The sequence below is a fragment of the Luteimonas yindakuii genome (genome assembly GCF_004803715.2).
Classification (GTDB): domain Bacteria; phylum Pseudomonadota; class Gammaproteobacteria; order Xanthomonadales; family Xanthomonadaceae; genus Luteimonas; species Luteimonas yindakuii.
In genome coordinates this window covers 1,062,145-1,075,931 of sequence record NZ_CP039383.2, presented here as the reverse complement: position 1 = coordinate 1,075,931, position 13,787 = coordinate 1,062,145, and the positions used below count along the sequence as shown (strand labels likewise).

General features: G+C 69.0%; 13 protein-coding genes. 7 read left to right on the top strand and 6 right to left on the bottom strand.

Going from position 1 to position 13,787, the window contains the following annotated elements; translation table 11 throughout:
- On the top strand, window positions 1-1,272 hold the full coding sequence (locus E5843_RS04895; RefSeq protein WP_141065727.1) for an McrC family protein: 1,272 nt from the start codon (window positions 1-3) through the stop codon (window positions 1,270-1,272).
- A 60-nt stretch (window positions 1,273-1,332) separates the two neighbouring features.
- Here the strand turns inward: E5843_RS04895 and E5843_RS04890 are convergent, their stop codons facing one another.
- Window positions 1,333-1,983 carry a DUF998 domain-containing protein gene (locus tag E5843_RS04890; RefSeq protein ID WP_136412002.1) on the bottom strand — a complete coding sequence of 217 codons (651 nt, stop codon included), beginning with the start codon at window positions 1,981-1,983 and terminating at the stop codon, window positions 1,333-1,335.
- A gap of 60 nt (window positions 1,984-2,043) precedes the next feature.
- Here E5843_RS04890 and E5843_RS04885 point away from each other — a divergent pair, with 60 nt between their 5' ends.
- Window positions 2,044-2,499: a MarR family winged helix-turn-helix transcriptional regulator gene (locus tag E5843_RS04885; RefSeq protein WP_136412001.1), complete on the top strand. Its 456-nt coding sequence runs from the start codon at window positions 2,044-2,046 to the stop codon at window positions 2,497-2,499.
- A 62-nt stretch (window positions 2,500-2,561) separates the two neighbouring features.
- On the opposite strand, the gene E5843_RS04880 is transcribed toward E5843_RS04885, so the two are convergent.
- The gene (locus tag E5843_RS04880; protein WP_136412000.1) at window positions 2,562-3,848 is read right to left on the bottom strand and encodes an arsenic transporter; all 1,287 of its coding nucleotides are present in this window, start codon (window positions 3,846-3,848) and stop codon (window positions 2,562-2,564) included.
- Between the two features lie 3 nt (window positions 3,849-3,851).
- Window positions 3,852-4,199, bottom strand: a complete 348-nt coding sequence (locus E5843_RS04875) for an ArsR/SmtB family transcription factor (RefSeq protein ID WP_136411999.1) — start codon at window positions 4,197-4,199, stop codon at window positions 3,852-3,854.
- A 17-nt stretch (window positions 4,200-4,216) separates the two neighbouring features.
- On the opposite strand from E5843_RS04875, the gene arsH reads away from it, so the two are divergent.
- From arsH to E5843_RS04855, 4 genes are all read left to right on the top strand, one after another.
- A complete protein-coding gene (gene arsH, locus E5843_RS04870; RefSeq protein ID WP_141065726.1) occupies window positions 4,217-4,957 on the top strand; it encodes an arsenical resistance protein ArsH in 741 nt (246 codons plus the stop codon).
- A gap of 9 nt (window positions 4,958-4,966) precedes the next feature.
- A complete protein-coding gene (gene arsC / locus E5843_RS04865; RefSeq protein WP_136411998.1) occupies window positions 4,967-5,389 on the top strand; it encodes an arsenate reductase (glutaredoxin) in 423 nt (140 codons plus the stop codon).
- Between the two features lie 160 nt (window positions 5,390-5,549).
- Window positions 5,550-5,819, top strand: a complete 270-nt coding sequence (locus E5843_RS04860) for a hypothetical protein (protein WP_134672952.1) — start codon at window positions 5,550-5,552, stop codon at window positions 5,817-5,819.
- Window positions 5,820-5,976: 157 nt separating this feature from the next.
- Window positions 5,977-6,630, top strand: coding sequence for a L,D-transpeptidase (locus E5843_RS04855; RefSeq protein ID WP_141066130.1), 654 nt, complete (start codon window positions 5,977-5,979; stop codon window positions 6,628-6,630).
- Between the two features lie 102 nt (window positions 6,631-6,732).
- Here E5843_RS04855 and E5843_RS04850 read toward each other — a convergent pair whose 3' ends face one another.
- From E5843_RS04850 to E5843_RS04840, 3 genes are all read right to left on the bottom strand, one after another.
- Complete coding sequence (locus E5843_RS04850) at window positions 6,733-8,811, bottom strand: M3 family metallopeptidase (protein ID WP_136411997.1); 2,079 nt, start codon at window positions 8,809-8,811, stop codon at window positions 6,733-6,735.
- A 132-nt stretch (window positions 8,812-8,943) separates the two neighbouring features.
- Window positions 8,944-12,018: an efflux RND transporter permease subunit gene (locus tag E5843_RS04845; protein WP_136411996.1), complete on the bottom strand. Its 3,075-nt coding sequence runs from the start codon at window positions 12,016-12,018 to the stop codon at window positions 8,944-8,946.
- Window positions 12,015-13,223, bottom strand: coding sequence for an efflux RND transporter periplasmic adaptor subunit (locus E5843_RS04840; protein ID WP_136411995.1), 1,209 nt, complete (start codon window positions 13,221-13,223; stop codon window positions 12,015-12,017). Before E5843_RS04840 ends, E5843_RS04845 begins: the two co-directional genes overlap by 4 nt.
- A 59-nt stretch (window positions 13,224-13,282) precedes the next feature.
- On the opposite strand from E5843_RS04840, the gene E5843_RS04835 reads away from it, so the two are divergent.
- Window positions 13,283-13,774: a MarR family winged helix-turn-helix transcriptional regulator gene (locus E5843_RS04835; RefSeq protein WP_244240864.1), complete on the top strand. Its 492-nt coding sequence runs from the start codon at window positions 13,283-13,285 to the stop codon at window positions 13,772-13,774.
- The last annotated feature ends 13 nt before the right edge of the window (window positions 13,775-13,787 follow it).

Below are 13,787 nucleotides of genomic sequence, written 5' to 3'. Positions count from 1 at the left end.
ATGGAGTTCCGCACGCTGACTGTGCTCGAGCACGAGGTAGTTCCAGTCGGGAGCGGCGCGTCGACGCTTTCGCCTATCGAGGCTGAGCGGCTCGCGTCCATGACGCAACAGCGCCCGGGATTCTGCGTCTTCGGCCACCGCTCGGTGCGGTTCTCCCAGTTCGTCGGGCTGGTGAACCTCGGCGGTGGGCGTGTGCTGGAAGTACTGCCGAAGGTTGGCGAAGACGCCGATCCTGCCCTCGCACGCGGGACGTTGCTGCGGCTGCTGCGATGGGCATACGACCTCCCCATCTTCGCGGCCGGAAGCGTGGACCATGGTCTGCAGCAGCGGGAACTCCTGGATGTGTTCGTATTGGCCTATCTAAAGGCGTTGGCACGGTTGGTCCGGATCGGGCTCGTGCACCGTTACCGCATTGACGAAGAAGACCTAAGGGTTATCCGTGGGCGCTTGCTCCTGCAGCGTCAGGCCACCACCCACGCGATGCGGGTGGATCGGATTGCATCCCGTTTCGACGAACTGACCGCCGACAACCCCTGGAATCAGGTCCTCAAAGCAGCGCTGATTGCAGCCCGCCCCTGGGCACGGGGCGTGGAGTCGGGACGGCTGTGGCTGGAGATGGCAGCGGCCTTTGATGAAGTACCGACGCGCAGGGATGGTCTGTCGCTGCATGGCCGACTGACCAAGGACCGACAGGTCGATCACTACGCGGCGGCTCTGCGTTGGGCCGGCTGGATCCTGCGGTTGCTGTCACCCGACGTTCGCAAGGGCACAAACTCCGCTCCGGAACTTCTGTTCGACATGAACAGGCTCTTCGAAGCCGCGGTGGCGACGAGGCTGCGGCACCGCGCGGGCTCGAAAGGTCTGCAGCTGCACTTGCAGCACACCGGGCGACACCTTGCGGACCTTCTGGGCGATGCCGAAAGGAAGTACTTCCGCCTGAGGCCCGATCTCGTCCTCAGCGCCGGCCCGGAGGTGTTGGCGGTGGCGGATACCAAATGGAGCCGGGTAGATGTGGATCGACGGGGTCGATTGGCGCCGCCGGACGCGCATGCGTACCAGCTGCATGCCTACGCCGCTGTCTACCCCTGCAATGAGGCTGTGCTGATCTATCCGTGGCACGAGGGGCTCGCGGACGCCCAGGAGACCGCCTATCAGCTACCCCCCGCCGGTAGCCGGCGACCTGTCCTCCATGTCATCTGTGCAGATGTCGCCGACGACGACCTATCGTTCCACTTCGTTGCGGACGGAAGTTCTTTCGCCCGCTTGCGCTGATGACGCTCGGACACACCCGCGAAGGACAGCACCGGCTTGCTCGCGACTGATCAGATGGACTCAGCCGCGCCCCTCGCCCACAACGGCATGCCGCGCTCCCGCACCCTGCGCGAGCGCCAGCCACAGCCCGGCCGCGCCGAACCAGCCCAGCACCACGGCAAACCACAGGCGCTGCATCAGGCCGGGGGTGGTGGCGCCAACACCGGCGGCATACAGAACGATGACGCCGATGAAGGCCACGACAGTGAGCAGGCTGATCAGCGCCAACGGGCGGTGTGCGCGGTCGCCGAAGCGCGTCATCAGCACCAACAGCGCGATCAGCCAGGGCAGCAGGCCGAGCTGGCTGATCAGCAGGTGCACCTGGGTGATCGGCGCGCTGCGGTCGGGATCGCCGTCGGGTGCCATGGCGATGGGCACGGCGGTCAGGGCGAACAGCAGCCCGGTGAGCCACAGCATCGCGGCCGGGAACCTGGATCGCTGCGGGATGACGGCGCGGTAGCCGCGTGCTGCCAGCATCAGCATCACGCCGGTGGCGATGAAGCCGAACAGGTTCATCGCCCACATATGCGGCGCACCGATTGCGCCGAGCTCGCTGACCGCCTTGTGCGCCGAGGTGTACTCCGGTCGCAGCAGGTCCAGCAGAAGGATCCACGCGAAGAACCACACGAAGGCAACGGGCCCCAGCAACAGGTAAGCGCGCGTACGTGTCATGTCCGCCACCGGGTTATTTAGCTATGCTAACTATGTTGGTGGACTGGAGGAGGTGTCAAGGTGGGCGATGTCGATGATGACCTGCGGCTTGCCGATGCACTGGTGATGGTGGCGGTGCGGCTGCCGCGCGTACTTCGGGCGCTCGACGAGGCACCCCAGCTCTCGGCGTCGGAAGCATCGGCGCTGGCCGTGCTGGTGCATGGTGGGGCGATGAACATCGGCACGCTTGCGCGGCATGAAGCGGTTCGCCCGCCGTCGATGACCCGCACGGTCACCCGCCTGGAGGAGAAGCGGCTGGTGCGACGCAGGCCGGATCCACTGGATGGCCGTGGCTGGGTGATCGAGGCCTCGGCCCGGGGACGCCGGCTGTTGCTGGAAGGCCATGCACGCAAGCTCGAGCCGCTGGTGGCATGGCTGCACGACCTTGATGACGGGCAGAAGCAGCAACTGATGGATGCGCTGCCGGTGTTGCAGGCGATGTCGATGCTGACGACAACTGAAACCGGCACGGATTGAGGGCGTGCAGTTGCCGTGTTGTCTCGTCCTCACCGGGCTGGCCAGACCACCCCGCTCACCCCTCACCCCACGCTCAACCGCACCACCAGCGCGGCCAGCGTGACCAGCAGCACCGGCAGCGTCAGCACGATGCCCACCCTGAAGTAGTAGCCCCAGGTGATGCGGATGCCCTTGCGCGCCAGCACGTGCAGCCACAGCAGGGTGGCGAGGCTGCCGATGGGGGTGAACTTGGGGCCGAGGTCGCTGCCGATGACGTTGGCGTAGATCATCGCCTCGCGCACCACGCCGTCGGCCTGGCTGGCATCGATGGACAGCGCGCCCACCAGCACGGTCGGCATGTTGTTCATCACCGAGGACAGGAACGCGGTGAGGAGGCCCGTGCCCATCGTCGCGGCCCACAGGCCGTGGCCGGCGAAGGCGTCCAGCAGCACGGCGAGGTGGTCGGTGAGGCCCCGGTTGCGCAGGCCGTACACCACCAGGTACATGCCCAGCGAGAACACCACCACCTGCCACGGCGCCTCGCGCAGCACCTTGCGGGTGGGGATGACGTGGCCACGCGCGGCGACCGCCAGCAGCACCAGCGCACCGGCGCCGGCCACCGCGCTGATCGGCACGCCCAATTGTTCGAGCCCGAAGAAGCCCACCAGCAGCAGCGCCAGCACGCCCCAGCCGGCGTTGAAGGTGGTGCGGTCGAGGATCGCCGCACGCGGGTCCTTCAACCGGGTGACGTCGTAGCTGGCCGGGATCTCCTTGCGGAAGAACCACAGCAGCATCAGCAGGGTGGCGGCCACCGAGACCAGGTTCACCGGCACCATCACCGCGGCGTACTCGGCGAAGCCGATGCCGAAGTAGTCGGCGGAGACGATGTTGACCAGGTTCGACACCACCAGCGGCAGGCTGGCGGTATCGGCGATGAAGCTGGCCGCCATCACGAACGCCAGCGTGGCCGCGGGGCTGAAGCGCAGCGCCAGCAGCATGGCGATGACGATCGGGGTGAGGATCAGCGCGGCGCCATCGTTGGCGAACAGTGCCGCCACCGCCGCGCCCAGCAGCACCAGCAGCACGAACAGCGTGCGTCCGCGACCCCCGCCCCAGCGCGCGACATGCAACGCGGCCCACTCGAAGAAGCCGGCTTCGTCCAGCACCAGGCTGATGAGGATCACCGCGACGAAGGTCAGCGTGGCGTTCCAGACGATGCCCCACACGGTGGGGATGTCGCCCAGGCCCACGACCCCGGTCACAAGCGCCAGCAGCGCGCCGAAGCTGGCGCTCCAGCCCACGCCCAGCCCGCGCGGCTGCCAGATCACCAGCACGATGGTGACCACGAAGATCGCAAGCGCCAGCAGCATGGATCAGGCCTTCCGCGCCGGCGCGCGTTTGCTGGTGGTGGGCGCGGTGGGGGCGCAGCGGCCGGCATCGCCACCGCAGCAGTTGCGGGTGAGGAATTCGAGCAGGCCGTTCATGGCGTCGAAATCGGCGCGGTAGGAGATGTTGCGGCCGTGCGCCTCGCCCTCGATCAGCCCTGCCGCGGCGAGTTCCTTGAGGTGGAACGACAGCGTCGCCCCGGCCAGCGACAGTGCCTCGGCGATCTGCCCGGGCGTGCGCCCCTCGGGGCCGGCCTCGACCAGCTGGCGGAAGATCGACAGGCGGGTGACGTGCCCCAGGGCCGAGAGAGCGGCGCTTGCGTCTTTAAGTTCCATGTTTCTAGAATAGTCGAATGAATTTCGAACACGCAATCACCGCCCCGCCCGACGACCTGCCCAATGCCGTCCCCGCCGCCCTCGAGCGGCCGGATGCGGCGCGCCTCGGCACGTCCGGCACGCACCCGCCGCGGATCCTGATCCTCTACGGCTCGCTGCGCCCGGAGTCCTACAGCCGCAAGCTGGCGCTGGAAGCCGAGCGCCTGCTGCGCCACTTCGGCGCCGAGACGCGGGTGTTCGATCCGCATGGCCTGCCGGTGCAGGGCAGCTGCGAGGTCGACCACCCGAAGGTGCAGGAGCTGCTCACGCTGTCAGCCTGGTCCGAGGGCCATGTGTGGGTGAGCCCGGAGCGCCACGGCAGCATCACCGCGGTGTTCAAGAACCAGATCGACTGGCTGCCGCTGGAGGAAGGCGGCATGCGCCCGACCCAGGGCCGCACGCTGGCGGTGATGCAGGTCAGCGGCGGCTCGCAGTCGTTCAATGCGGTCAACGCGATGCGCGTGCTCGGGCGCTGGATGCGCATGGTCACCATCCCCAACCAGTCGTCGGTGCCCAAGGCCTGGCAGGAGTTCGACACCGACGGGCGCATGAAGCCGTCACCGCTGTACGACCGCGTGGTCGACGTGATCGAGGAACTGGTGAAGTTCACCCTGCTGGTGCGCGACCACGGCGACTACCTGACCAGCCGCTACAGCGAACGCAAGGGCGACGTGGCCGCGGCGACGCTCGCGGCCACAGCGACATCCACCGGAACCTGAGGAGCACCCATGGACGCGACCATCTACCACAACCCCGCCTGCGGCACCTCGCGCAACACCCTGGCGCTGATCCGCCATGTGGGCATCGAGCCGACGGTGATCGAGTACCTGCGCGATCCACCGACCCGCGAGCAGTTGAGCGCGATGATCGCGGCCGCCGGCATCGGCGTGCGCGATGCGCTGCGCCGCAAGGGCACGCCCTACGACGACCTCGGCCTCGATGATCCGGCGCTCACCGACGCGCAGCTGCTCGACGCGATGCTGGCGCACCCGGCGCTGATCAACCGTCCGTTCGTGGTCACCGACACCGGCACGCGGCTGTGCCGGCCGTCGGAAGTCGTGCTGGACATCCTGCCGCCGCTGGCACAGCCGTTCACCAAGGAAGACGGCGAGGTGGTCGGCCCGACGGACCGAGGGCCATCGGTGCGATGACCTGGAGCCCCGGGGCCGGTTTCGCGGATACGCGCGTGCCGCTGAATGTCACTTTGTGCTCCTTCATCGCTATTGCACGACCTGCAACGTCAGCTGAAGGCGGGTCACGGCTCCGCCGCAAACGCCGCTATATTCGAGGCCCCCGACAGAGGAGATGGTCATGTCCCTGAAGAAGAAGCAGCTGGCAGTGGCGCGTACGCTCGGAGTGGCGATCCTTGCCACCGTGGGTCTTTCGGCCTGCGCCACCTATGACGACGAGTTCGCGGGCATCAATTCGCGCCTCGACCAAGTCGATTCACGGGTGCAGAGCGCGGCCCAGAGTGCCGAATCCGCGAACCAGTCCGCGCAGCAGGCCAATCGACGGCTGGATCAGATCGAAGGCCGCGTCCAGCAGCTGGAGGCGGCGCCGCGCCGCGTGCCGCGCGGCTGATCGCAATGACAGGCCGCCATGCGCGGCCTGACCGGGGACCCGCCGGCCTTCGTCGGCCACGGGTCCCTTGTTTCACCTCTCCGTTCCCGTTCCAAGGATTTCTCCCATCGCTACCAGCACATACCCTGCGATGCGCGCCATGCAGTGCGCGCTCGCGCTGGCGCTCGGGTTCGCCTGCGCCGGCATGGCGAACGCCAGGGAGGCCGCCGCACCACCCGCCACCGCCGTCGACCAGCTTCCGCGCGGCCAGGAGGTGTCCAGCACGGTGATCGAGCTTGCCGGCTGGGTGGTCGCCGCCAAGGACAGCCAGGACTATCCGTTCGCGATCATCGACAAGGCGACCGCGCAGATCCTGGTGTTCGGCGGTGACGGACGCCTGCGCGGCGCCGCCCCCGGGCTGTTCGGGTCGGCGGTCGGCGACCATACGGCCCCCGGTATCGCCGGCCTCGCGTTGCGCGAGATTCCCGGGCGCGATCGCACGACGCCTGCCGGCCGTTTCGTCGGCGGTTATGGCCCATCGATCGACGCCGGGCGCGTGCTGTGGGTGGACTACGAGTCCGCGGTGTCGATCCATCCGACCGCGACCGGCGTCCCGGCCGAGAAGCGCGCCGAGCGCCTGGCCTCGCCGACGCCGGACGACAACCGCGTCACCCATGGCTGCATCAACGTCGCCCCGGAGTTCTACGAGGCGGTCATCCGCCCGACCTTCGAGCGCGGCGGGGTATTCTACATCCTGCCGGACAAGGACTCATTGGCCGAGACCTTTCCAGAGTTCGAGCAGGCCCGGTCGACCAGGACGTCGCGCAGGTGACCTCGGGTCCACGCTGAGCGGCCTGTTCCGCAGCAACCCGTCAAGAAGAAAGGCGACCCGATCAACCGGGTCGCCTTTTTCGTTACCGCAGTGGCCGAAGGATCACTTCAGGCCGCGATTGCGCAGCAGTGCATCTGCGGTGGGCATGCGGCCACGGAAGGCCCTATAGCTCTCGGCCGGATCGCGGGTGTTGCCCACCTCGTACACCTCGCGGCGCAGCTTGGCGGCAAGCTCGGGGTCGAACACGTTGCCGGCTTCCTTGAATGCGTCGAAGCCGTCGGCGTCCATCGCCTCCGCCCAGGTGTAGGCGTAGTAGCTGGCCGAATAGCCGCCATCGAAGATGTGGCTGAAGTGCGGCAGGCGGTGGCGCATGCCGATCTCTTCCGGCACCCCCAGCTCGCGCAGCTGCGCGGCTTCCCACTTGCCGGCGTCGAAATCGGCCGGCAGCGCGGTCAGCTGGTGCAGGCGCATGTCGAGGATGGCCGACGACAGCTGCTGCACGGTGAAGAAGCCCTGGTTGAAGGTCTGCGCCTTCAGCAGCGACTCCAGCATCTCCGCGGGCATCGGCTCGCCGTCGGCGTTGCGGGCATGCGCCTGCAGGATCGTCGGCTCGGTGATCCAGTGCTCGTAGACCTGCGACGGGAACTCGACGAAGTCACGCGACACGGCCGTGCCCGACAGGCTCGGGTAATGCGCGGTCGACAGCAGGCCGTGCAGGCCGTGGCCGAACTCGTGGAACAGGGTCTGTGCTTCGTCGAGCGAGATCAGCGCGCGCTCGCCGGCGGCCGGCGGCGTGATGTTCTGGTTGTTGACCACGATCGGGGTTTCGCCCAGCAGGCCGTTCGGCACGCGGATGCTGTTCATCCAGGCGCCGGGACGCTTGGTGGGACGGCCGAACCAGTCGGCGTAGAACAGACCCACCTTGCGGCCGTCGGCCTCGCGGATCTCGAACACGCGCACGCCGTCGGCATACACCGGGATGTCGTTGCGCTCGTGCACGGTGAGGCCGAACAGCTTCTGCGTGGTCTCGAACATCGCGTCGACCATGCCGTCGAGCGGCATGTACTGCTTCACCTGCGCCTCGTCCAGCGCGAAGCGTTCGCTGCGCACCTGCTCGGCGTAGTAGCGCCAGTCCCAGGGCTGGACGTCGGTGACGCCGTCCTTCGCGGCCAGGGCCTGGATGTCGCGCAGCTCTTCCTTCGCGCGTTCGAGCGCCGGCGTGTAGACCGCCATCAGCAGCTCCATGGCCGCGTCCGGGCTCTTGGCCATGGCGTCGGCGAGGACGAAGTCGGCGTGCGTGGCGGCGCCCATCAGCTTGGCCCGCTCGATGCGCAGCTCCACCAGGCGCCTGATCTCTGCGCTGGTGTTGTTGGCGTTGTCGTTGTCGCCGCGGAAGGTGAAGGCGCGCCAGATCTTCTCGCGCGCGCCGCGGTCGGGTGCCGCGGTCAGGAAGGGCTCGGCGGCCGAACGCGTGGCCGGGAACAGGTACTGGCCCGGCTTGCCGGCGGCTTCGGCAGCGGCGGCCGCGGCACTGGCCTGGTCGGCAGGCAGGCCTTCCACTTCGGCGGCGGTCAGGAAGACGTCATTGGCCTTCTGGTCGGCCAGCAGCTTCTGGCCGAACTGCACGCCGAGGTTCGCCATCTCCTCGTTGATCGCGGCCACGCGCGTACGCGCCTCGGGCAAGAGCGCCGCGCCTGCACGCACGAAGCGCTTGTGCGTCTGCTCCAGCAGGCGCGCCTGCTCGGCGTTCAGGCCCAGGGCGTCGCGCTGCCTGTAGAGCGTGTCCACGCGCTGGAACAGCGCCTGGTCGAGCATGGTCTCGTTCGACAGCCGTGCAAGCTTGGGCGCGATGGCCTTCTGGATGGCCTGGTTGGCCGGGGTGGCGTCGGCCGAGGCCACGGTGAAGAAGGTGCTGGCCACGCGCGACAGCTCGCGGCCCGAGCGCTCCATCGCCTCGATGGTGTTCTCGAAGGTCGGCGCGGCGGGGTCGTTGGCGATGCGCTGGCTCTGCCCGCGCGCGGCGGCGATGGCCAGGTCGAACGCGGGCTCGTAGTGCTCGGGGCGGATGCGGTCGTAGGGCGGCACGCCGTCGGGAGTGCTCCAGGCGCCAATCAGCGGATTGGCGGACTGCTCGGCGCGCGGCGGGGTCGACTGGGCGGCGCTGGGAAGACTGGTGCTCATCAGGGTGGCCGCGATGGCGGCGGACAGTACGCACGAACGAAGGATCATGAAGTGGTTCCAGACAGTTGACCCACAACTCTAAGACATCGCGCCGATCGTCGCGGTATGCCGGAAGTTGGGGTGCGCACGCGTTCAGGCGGTCGCCGGGTCGTTTCCGCGCCTGCCGCGGCGCAACTTCGAGATCATCCAGGCTTCTGCATCGTCGACCAGGGTGAACGCCGCCGGCACCACCACCAGGCTCAGGACCGTCGACGTGATCAGGCCACCGATCACCGCCACCGCCATCGGCATGCGGAAGCTGGCATCGGCGGTGAGGCCGAGCGCGATCGGCATCATGCCGGCGCCCATCGCCATCGTGGTCATGATCACCGGGCGCGCGCGCTTGTGGCAGGCGTCCATCAGCGCCTCGTGGCGCGACATGCCCTGCGCTTCCGCCATCACCGCGTAGTCCACCAGCAGGATCGAGTTCTTCACCGCGATGCCGATCAGCAGGATCAGGCCGATCAGCACCGACAGCGAGATGTCGAGCCCGGTGATCAGCAACGCACCGAACGCGCCGCCCGCGGCCAGCGGCACCGCGACGAGAATCGTGATCGGCTGGCTGGCGTGGTTGAACAGCAGCAGCAGCACGCCGTAGACGCAGAAGATGCCGGCCACCATGGCCATCGCGAAGCCGCCGAACATCTCGGCGAAGATCTCGCTGTCGCCGGCGGCCTGGCGTTCCACGCCCACGGGCAGGTTGACGAGCGAAGGCAGCGCGTCGATCTGCTTCTCCACCTCGCCCATCGCCATGCCGTTCAAGTCCACGGTGATGGTGACGTTGCGGCGGCGGTCGAAGCGGTCGATCTGCGACGGGCCGCTGGCGGTGGTGATTTCGGCCACCGACGACAGCGGCACGCTGCCCCCTGTCGACGTCGGCACGCGCAGCTGGCCGAGCAGTGACGGGTCCGACAACGCGCGTTCGTCGAGCTGCACGCGGATCGGCACCTGGCGCTCGGGCAGGTTGAGCTTGGCGAGGAACTGTTCGTAATCGCCGCGGGTGGCGACGCGGGTGGCGGCGGCGATGTCGGCGGTCGACACGCCGAGGTCGGCGGCGCGCGCCGGGTCCGGGCGCACGATCACTTCCGGGCGCACCAGCGAGGCCGACGAGCCCACGGTGCCGAGGCCCGGCAGCTGCCGGATCTCGCGCTCGACGTCGCGCGCGGCGGCGGCCAGCTTCACCGGATCGTCGCCGGCCAGCACCAGTTGCAGCGCGCGCCCGGGTTCGCCGCCCTGGAAGCTCAGGCGCACGCCGGGCAGGTCGGCGAGGCGTTCGCGCACCTGCGCTTCCAGTTCGTACTGGGTGAGGTCGCGGTCGTCGTTCCAGCGGATGGTGAGCGTGGCCTTGCGCAGCTCGGCGCTGGTGAGGTCGCCGGCCGGACCATTGGCGCCGGAGTTGCTGCCGGCGGTCACGAACACGTGCTCGATCTCGGGGATGTCGGCGATGCGCTGGCGCGCGGTCTCGGCCACTTCCCCGGTGGTGGCGAGCGCGGTGCCGGGCGGCAGCTCGATCAGCACGTTGCTCTGGATGCCGTCGGTGGGCGGGATGAAGGTCACTTTCAGCAGCGGCAGCAGTGCCAGTGAACCGATGAAGATCGCCAGCGCGACCACCAGCGTGCGGTTGCGGTGTTTCAGCGAGTCGTCGACGAAGCGCAGGTACCACTGCATCAGCTTCGAATCGCCCTTGTGCTCGGGCAACGGCTTCAACATGTAGGCAGACATCATCGGCGTGATCAGCCGCGCCACCAGCAGCGAGAACAGCACCGCGGCGGCCGCGGTCCAGCCGAACTCGCGGAAGAATTTCCCCGGGATGCCCGGCATGAAGGCCACCGGGATGAACACCGCGGCCAGCGTGCACGAGGTGGCGATGACGGCAAGGCCGATCTCGTCGGCGGCTTCCAGCGCCGCCTGTTTGGGTGACTTGCCCATGCGCAGGTGGCGGTCGATGTTCTCGACCTCGACGATCGCATCGTCCACCAGGATGCCGACCACCACGGCGAGCGCCAGCAGCGTGATCATGTTGAGGCTGAAGCCCAGCCAGTACATCACCGCGAAGGTCGGGATGATCGACAGCGGCAGCGCAATCGCCGAGATGAAGGTGGCGCGGAAATCACGCAGGAACAGGAACACCACCGCCACCGCAAGCGCGGCACCCTCGTAGAGCATGTGCATCGAGGACTTGAACGAGTTCTCGGCCACCTGGGTGGTCGACGCCACTTCCACCATGCGCACGCGTGGCTGTTCGTCCTGCAGTTTCGCGACGCTTGCACGCACGGCGTTGCCGACATCGACCTCGCTGGTGCCGGTGGTGCGCTGCACGGCGAAGCCGATCACCGGGCGGCCGTCGAGCGTGGTGCGCTGGCTGACGGTGGCGTTGCCATCGCTGACCGTGGCCAGCGTGGACAGGCGCACGCTGCGGCCATCCGGCATCGAGATCGGGAAGTTGGCGAGGTCGGCGGCGTTCTCGACGGTGCCGAGCGTGCGCACGGCCTGCTCGCTGCCGCCCACGGTGGTGCGGCCGCCGGGCTGCTCCTGCTGGATGCGCGCGAGCTGCTGGCTGATCAGCGCCGGGCTGACGCCGAAGCCCTGCACCGCTTCGGGGCGCAGGTCGACGCGGATCTCGCGGTCGACGCCGCCGATGCGCCGCACCGTGCCCACGCCCGGCACCGCGAACAGGCGCTTGGATACGGTGTCGTCGATGAACCAGCTGAGCTCCTCGTCGCTCCAGCCGTCGGCGGTGACGGCATAGGTGAGCATGTCGCCGCCGGTGACGTTGACCAGCGACACGATCGGCGGCTCGACATCGGCCGGCAGGTCGATGCGCACGCGGTCGATGGCGTCGCGCACCTCGTCCTTGGCCAGCGTGCCGTCCTTCTCGATCTCGAAGGTCAGGATGGTGGTGGACACGCCCTCGTTGACGATCGAGGCGGTGTTGCGGAGGTTCGGGATGCTGGCGGTGGCGTCCTCGACCTTGCGCGTGACCTGGGTTTCCAGCGTGCTGGGGCTGGCGCCCGGCAGCATCACGGTGACGTTGACCACCGGCACGGTGAGGTCGGGGAACTGCGACACCGCCAGCCGGTTGAAGGCGATCAGGCCGGCGGCGGTGAGCAGGATGAAGACCAGGATCGCCGGCAACGGCCGGTGGATCGACCACGCGGAGAAGTTCATTCGGCGAGGGTCCCGGTGGCGGCGTCGCGGGTGGCCTCGCGGGTGGCGCCGGCACCGGTGGGTGCAGCCGGCGCGGTGGCGGGCGTGGCTTCGGCATCCGGGCCTGCGGCGCCGCGGGCATCGGCGTTCGCTGCATCGGCCACGGTTGCGCTGTCGACCACGCGCACCAGATCGCCATCGCCGAGGAAGCCGGCGCCACGCGCGACCACGCGGTCGTCGGCGTCGAGGCCGTCGCGCACCTCGATCATGTCGCCATGGGTGGCGCCGACCGCGACCCCGCGCTCGCGCACGCGGCCATCGCCTTCGACGGTGAACGCATAGGCACGGCCGTCGCGGCGTACGATCGCCTCGTTCGGCACCAGCAGCGCCTGCGCACGGCCCAGCGCCAGCCGCCCCTGCGCGAACATGCCGGCGCGCAGCGGGCCCGGATCGGGCAGGTCGACATAGACCGTGCCGGTGCGGCGCTGTGCATCCAGCGCAGGCGACACCGTGCGCACGGTGCCCGCGACGGGGCCGGTAGGCGTGTCCACCTGCACCGGCGTGCCGGTGCCGACACTCATCAGATCGCCCTCGGCGAGTTCGGCGCGCCATTCCAGCCGGCCATCGCGGATCAGCCGCAGCAGCTCGCCACCGGCGCCCACCACCTGCCCCGGCTGCACGCTGCGCGCGGAGACCACGCCCGATACCGGTGCGCGCACCACGGTGAAGTCGCGCTGCACGCGCGCGGCGTCGCGGCTGGCGATCGCCGTGTTGAGCCGTGCCTGCGCGTTGTCGCGCTCGGCCTCGGCCTGTTCGGCATCCTGCAGCGCCACCAGGCGTTCGTCGGCGAGTTCGCGCACGCGCGCGGCGCGTCGGCGCGCGGTCTCGAGGTTGGTCTGCGCTTCGCGCACCGACGCATCCGACTGCGCCAGCTGCGAGGCAAGCGTGCGGTCGTCGACCCGCAGCAGGACATCGCCGGCGGCGACGACGCTGCCGACCTCCACGTCGACGCTCGCCACCCGCAGGCCCGACAGCTCCACGCCCACCGACACCTCCTCCCACGCCTCCACCGCGCCGGAGGCCACCACGTCGCGTGTCACTTCACGAAGCTGCGGCGAGGCCAGGCTTACGGTCAGGCTGGGCACGGCCTCGGGCGGGGCGCTCTCGCCACAGGCGGCCAGGGCCAGCAGTGCGGAGATCGACAGCAGTCGGAGATGTATGCGCATCGCGGCGGGGGCTTGTCAGGAGGCCGGGAAGCTATCAGCGTACTGATAACTCCGGAGTGATGGCAGCACGCATGGCGAAGTCCGGTATCGACACACTGGGGAAATTCAGGTCCTCGCGCGCATACCGCGCGGGGACGCTGCTGAAGGCGCTGCATCTGGGCCTGACCGACCACGTGGAAACCCGGCTGCAGGCCGCGGGCGTGCAGCTGACGCGACCGCAGGCGCTGGCGTTGATGACGCTGGTCGAACACCCCGGCATATCGAACGCCGACCTGGCCCGGCTCAACGGCATCGCGCCGCAGACCATGCACCAGATCATGGGCCGGCTCGAGCGCGAGGGACTGGCGGCGCGTGCGCCCCACCCCATCCTGCGCCGGGTGCAGGCGTTCGAGGCCACCGCGCGTGGCCTGGAGCTGGTGACCCGCGGCAGCCATGTCGCACGCGCGGCCATCGAGGATGCGTTGCAGGGACTGCGCGCGGGCGAGCAGGAAGCACTGATCGACCTGCTGCAGCGTTGCGTGGACGGACTGGCGCGCCGGCGGCAGGGCTGAGCCTGCTGCGCGG

Bases quoted from the DNA above. Each gene is read 5' to 3' on its own strand.
- E5843_RS04895 (WP_141065727.1), top strand. From the start codon at position 1: ATGGAGTTCCGCACGCTGACTGTGCTCGAGCACGAGGTAGTTCCAGTC.
- E5843_RS04890 (WP_136412002.1), bottom strand. From the start codon at position 1,983: ATGACACGTACGCGCGCTTACCTGTTGCTGGGGCCCGTTGCCTTCGTG.
- E5843_RS04880 (WP_136412000.1), bottom strand. From the start codon at position 3,848: ATGCTGCTGGCGCTTGCGATCTTCGTGGTCACCATCGTGCTGGTGATC.
- E5843_RS04875 (WP_136411999.1), bottom strand. From the start codon at position 4,199: ATGGAACTTAAAGACGCAAGCGCCGCTCTCTCGGCCCTGGGGCACGTC.
- arsH (WP_141065726.1), top strand. From the start codon at position 4,217: ATGAATTTCGAACACGCAATCACCGCCCCGCCCGACGACCTGCCCAAT.
- arsC (WP_136411998.1), top strand. From the start codon at position 4,967: ATGGACGCGACCATCTACCACAACCCCGCCTGCGGCACCTCGCGCAAC.
- E5843_RS04860 (WP_134672952.1), top strand. From the start codon at position 5,550: ATGTCCCTGAAGAAGAAGCAGCTGGCAGTGGCGCGTACGCTCGGAGTG.
- E5843_RS04850 (WP_136411997.1), bottom strand. From the start codon at position 8,811: ATGAGCACCAGTCTTCCCAGCGCCGCCCAGTCGACCCCGCCGCGCGCC.
- E5843_RS04845 (WP_136411996.1), bottom strand. From the start codon at position 12,018: ATGAACTTCTCCGCGTGGTCGATCCACCGGCCGTTGCCGGCGATCCTG.
- E5843_RS04840 (WP_136411995.1), bottom strand. From the start codon at position 13,223: ATGCGCATACATCTCCGACTGCTGTCGATCTCCGCACTGCTGGCCCTG.
- E5843_RS04835 (WP_244240864.1), top strand. From the start codon at position 13,283: ATGGCAGCACGCATGGCGAAGTCCGGTATCGACACACTGGGGAAATTC.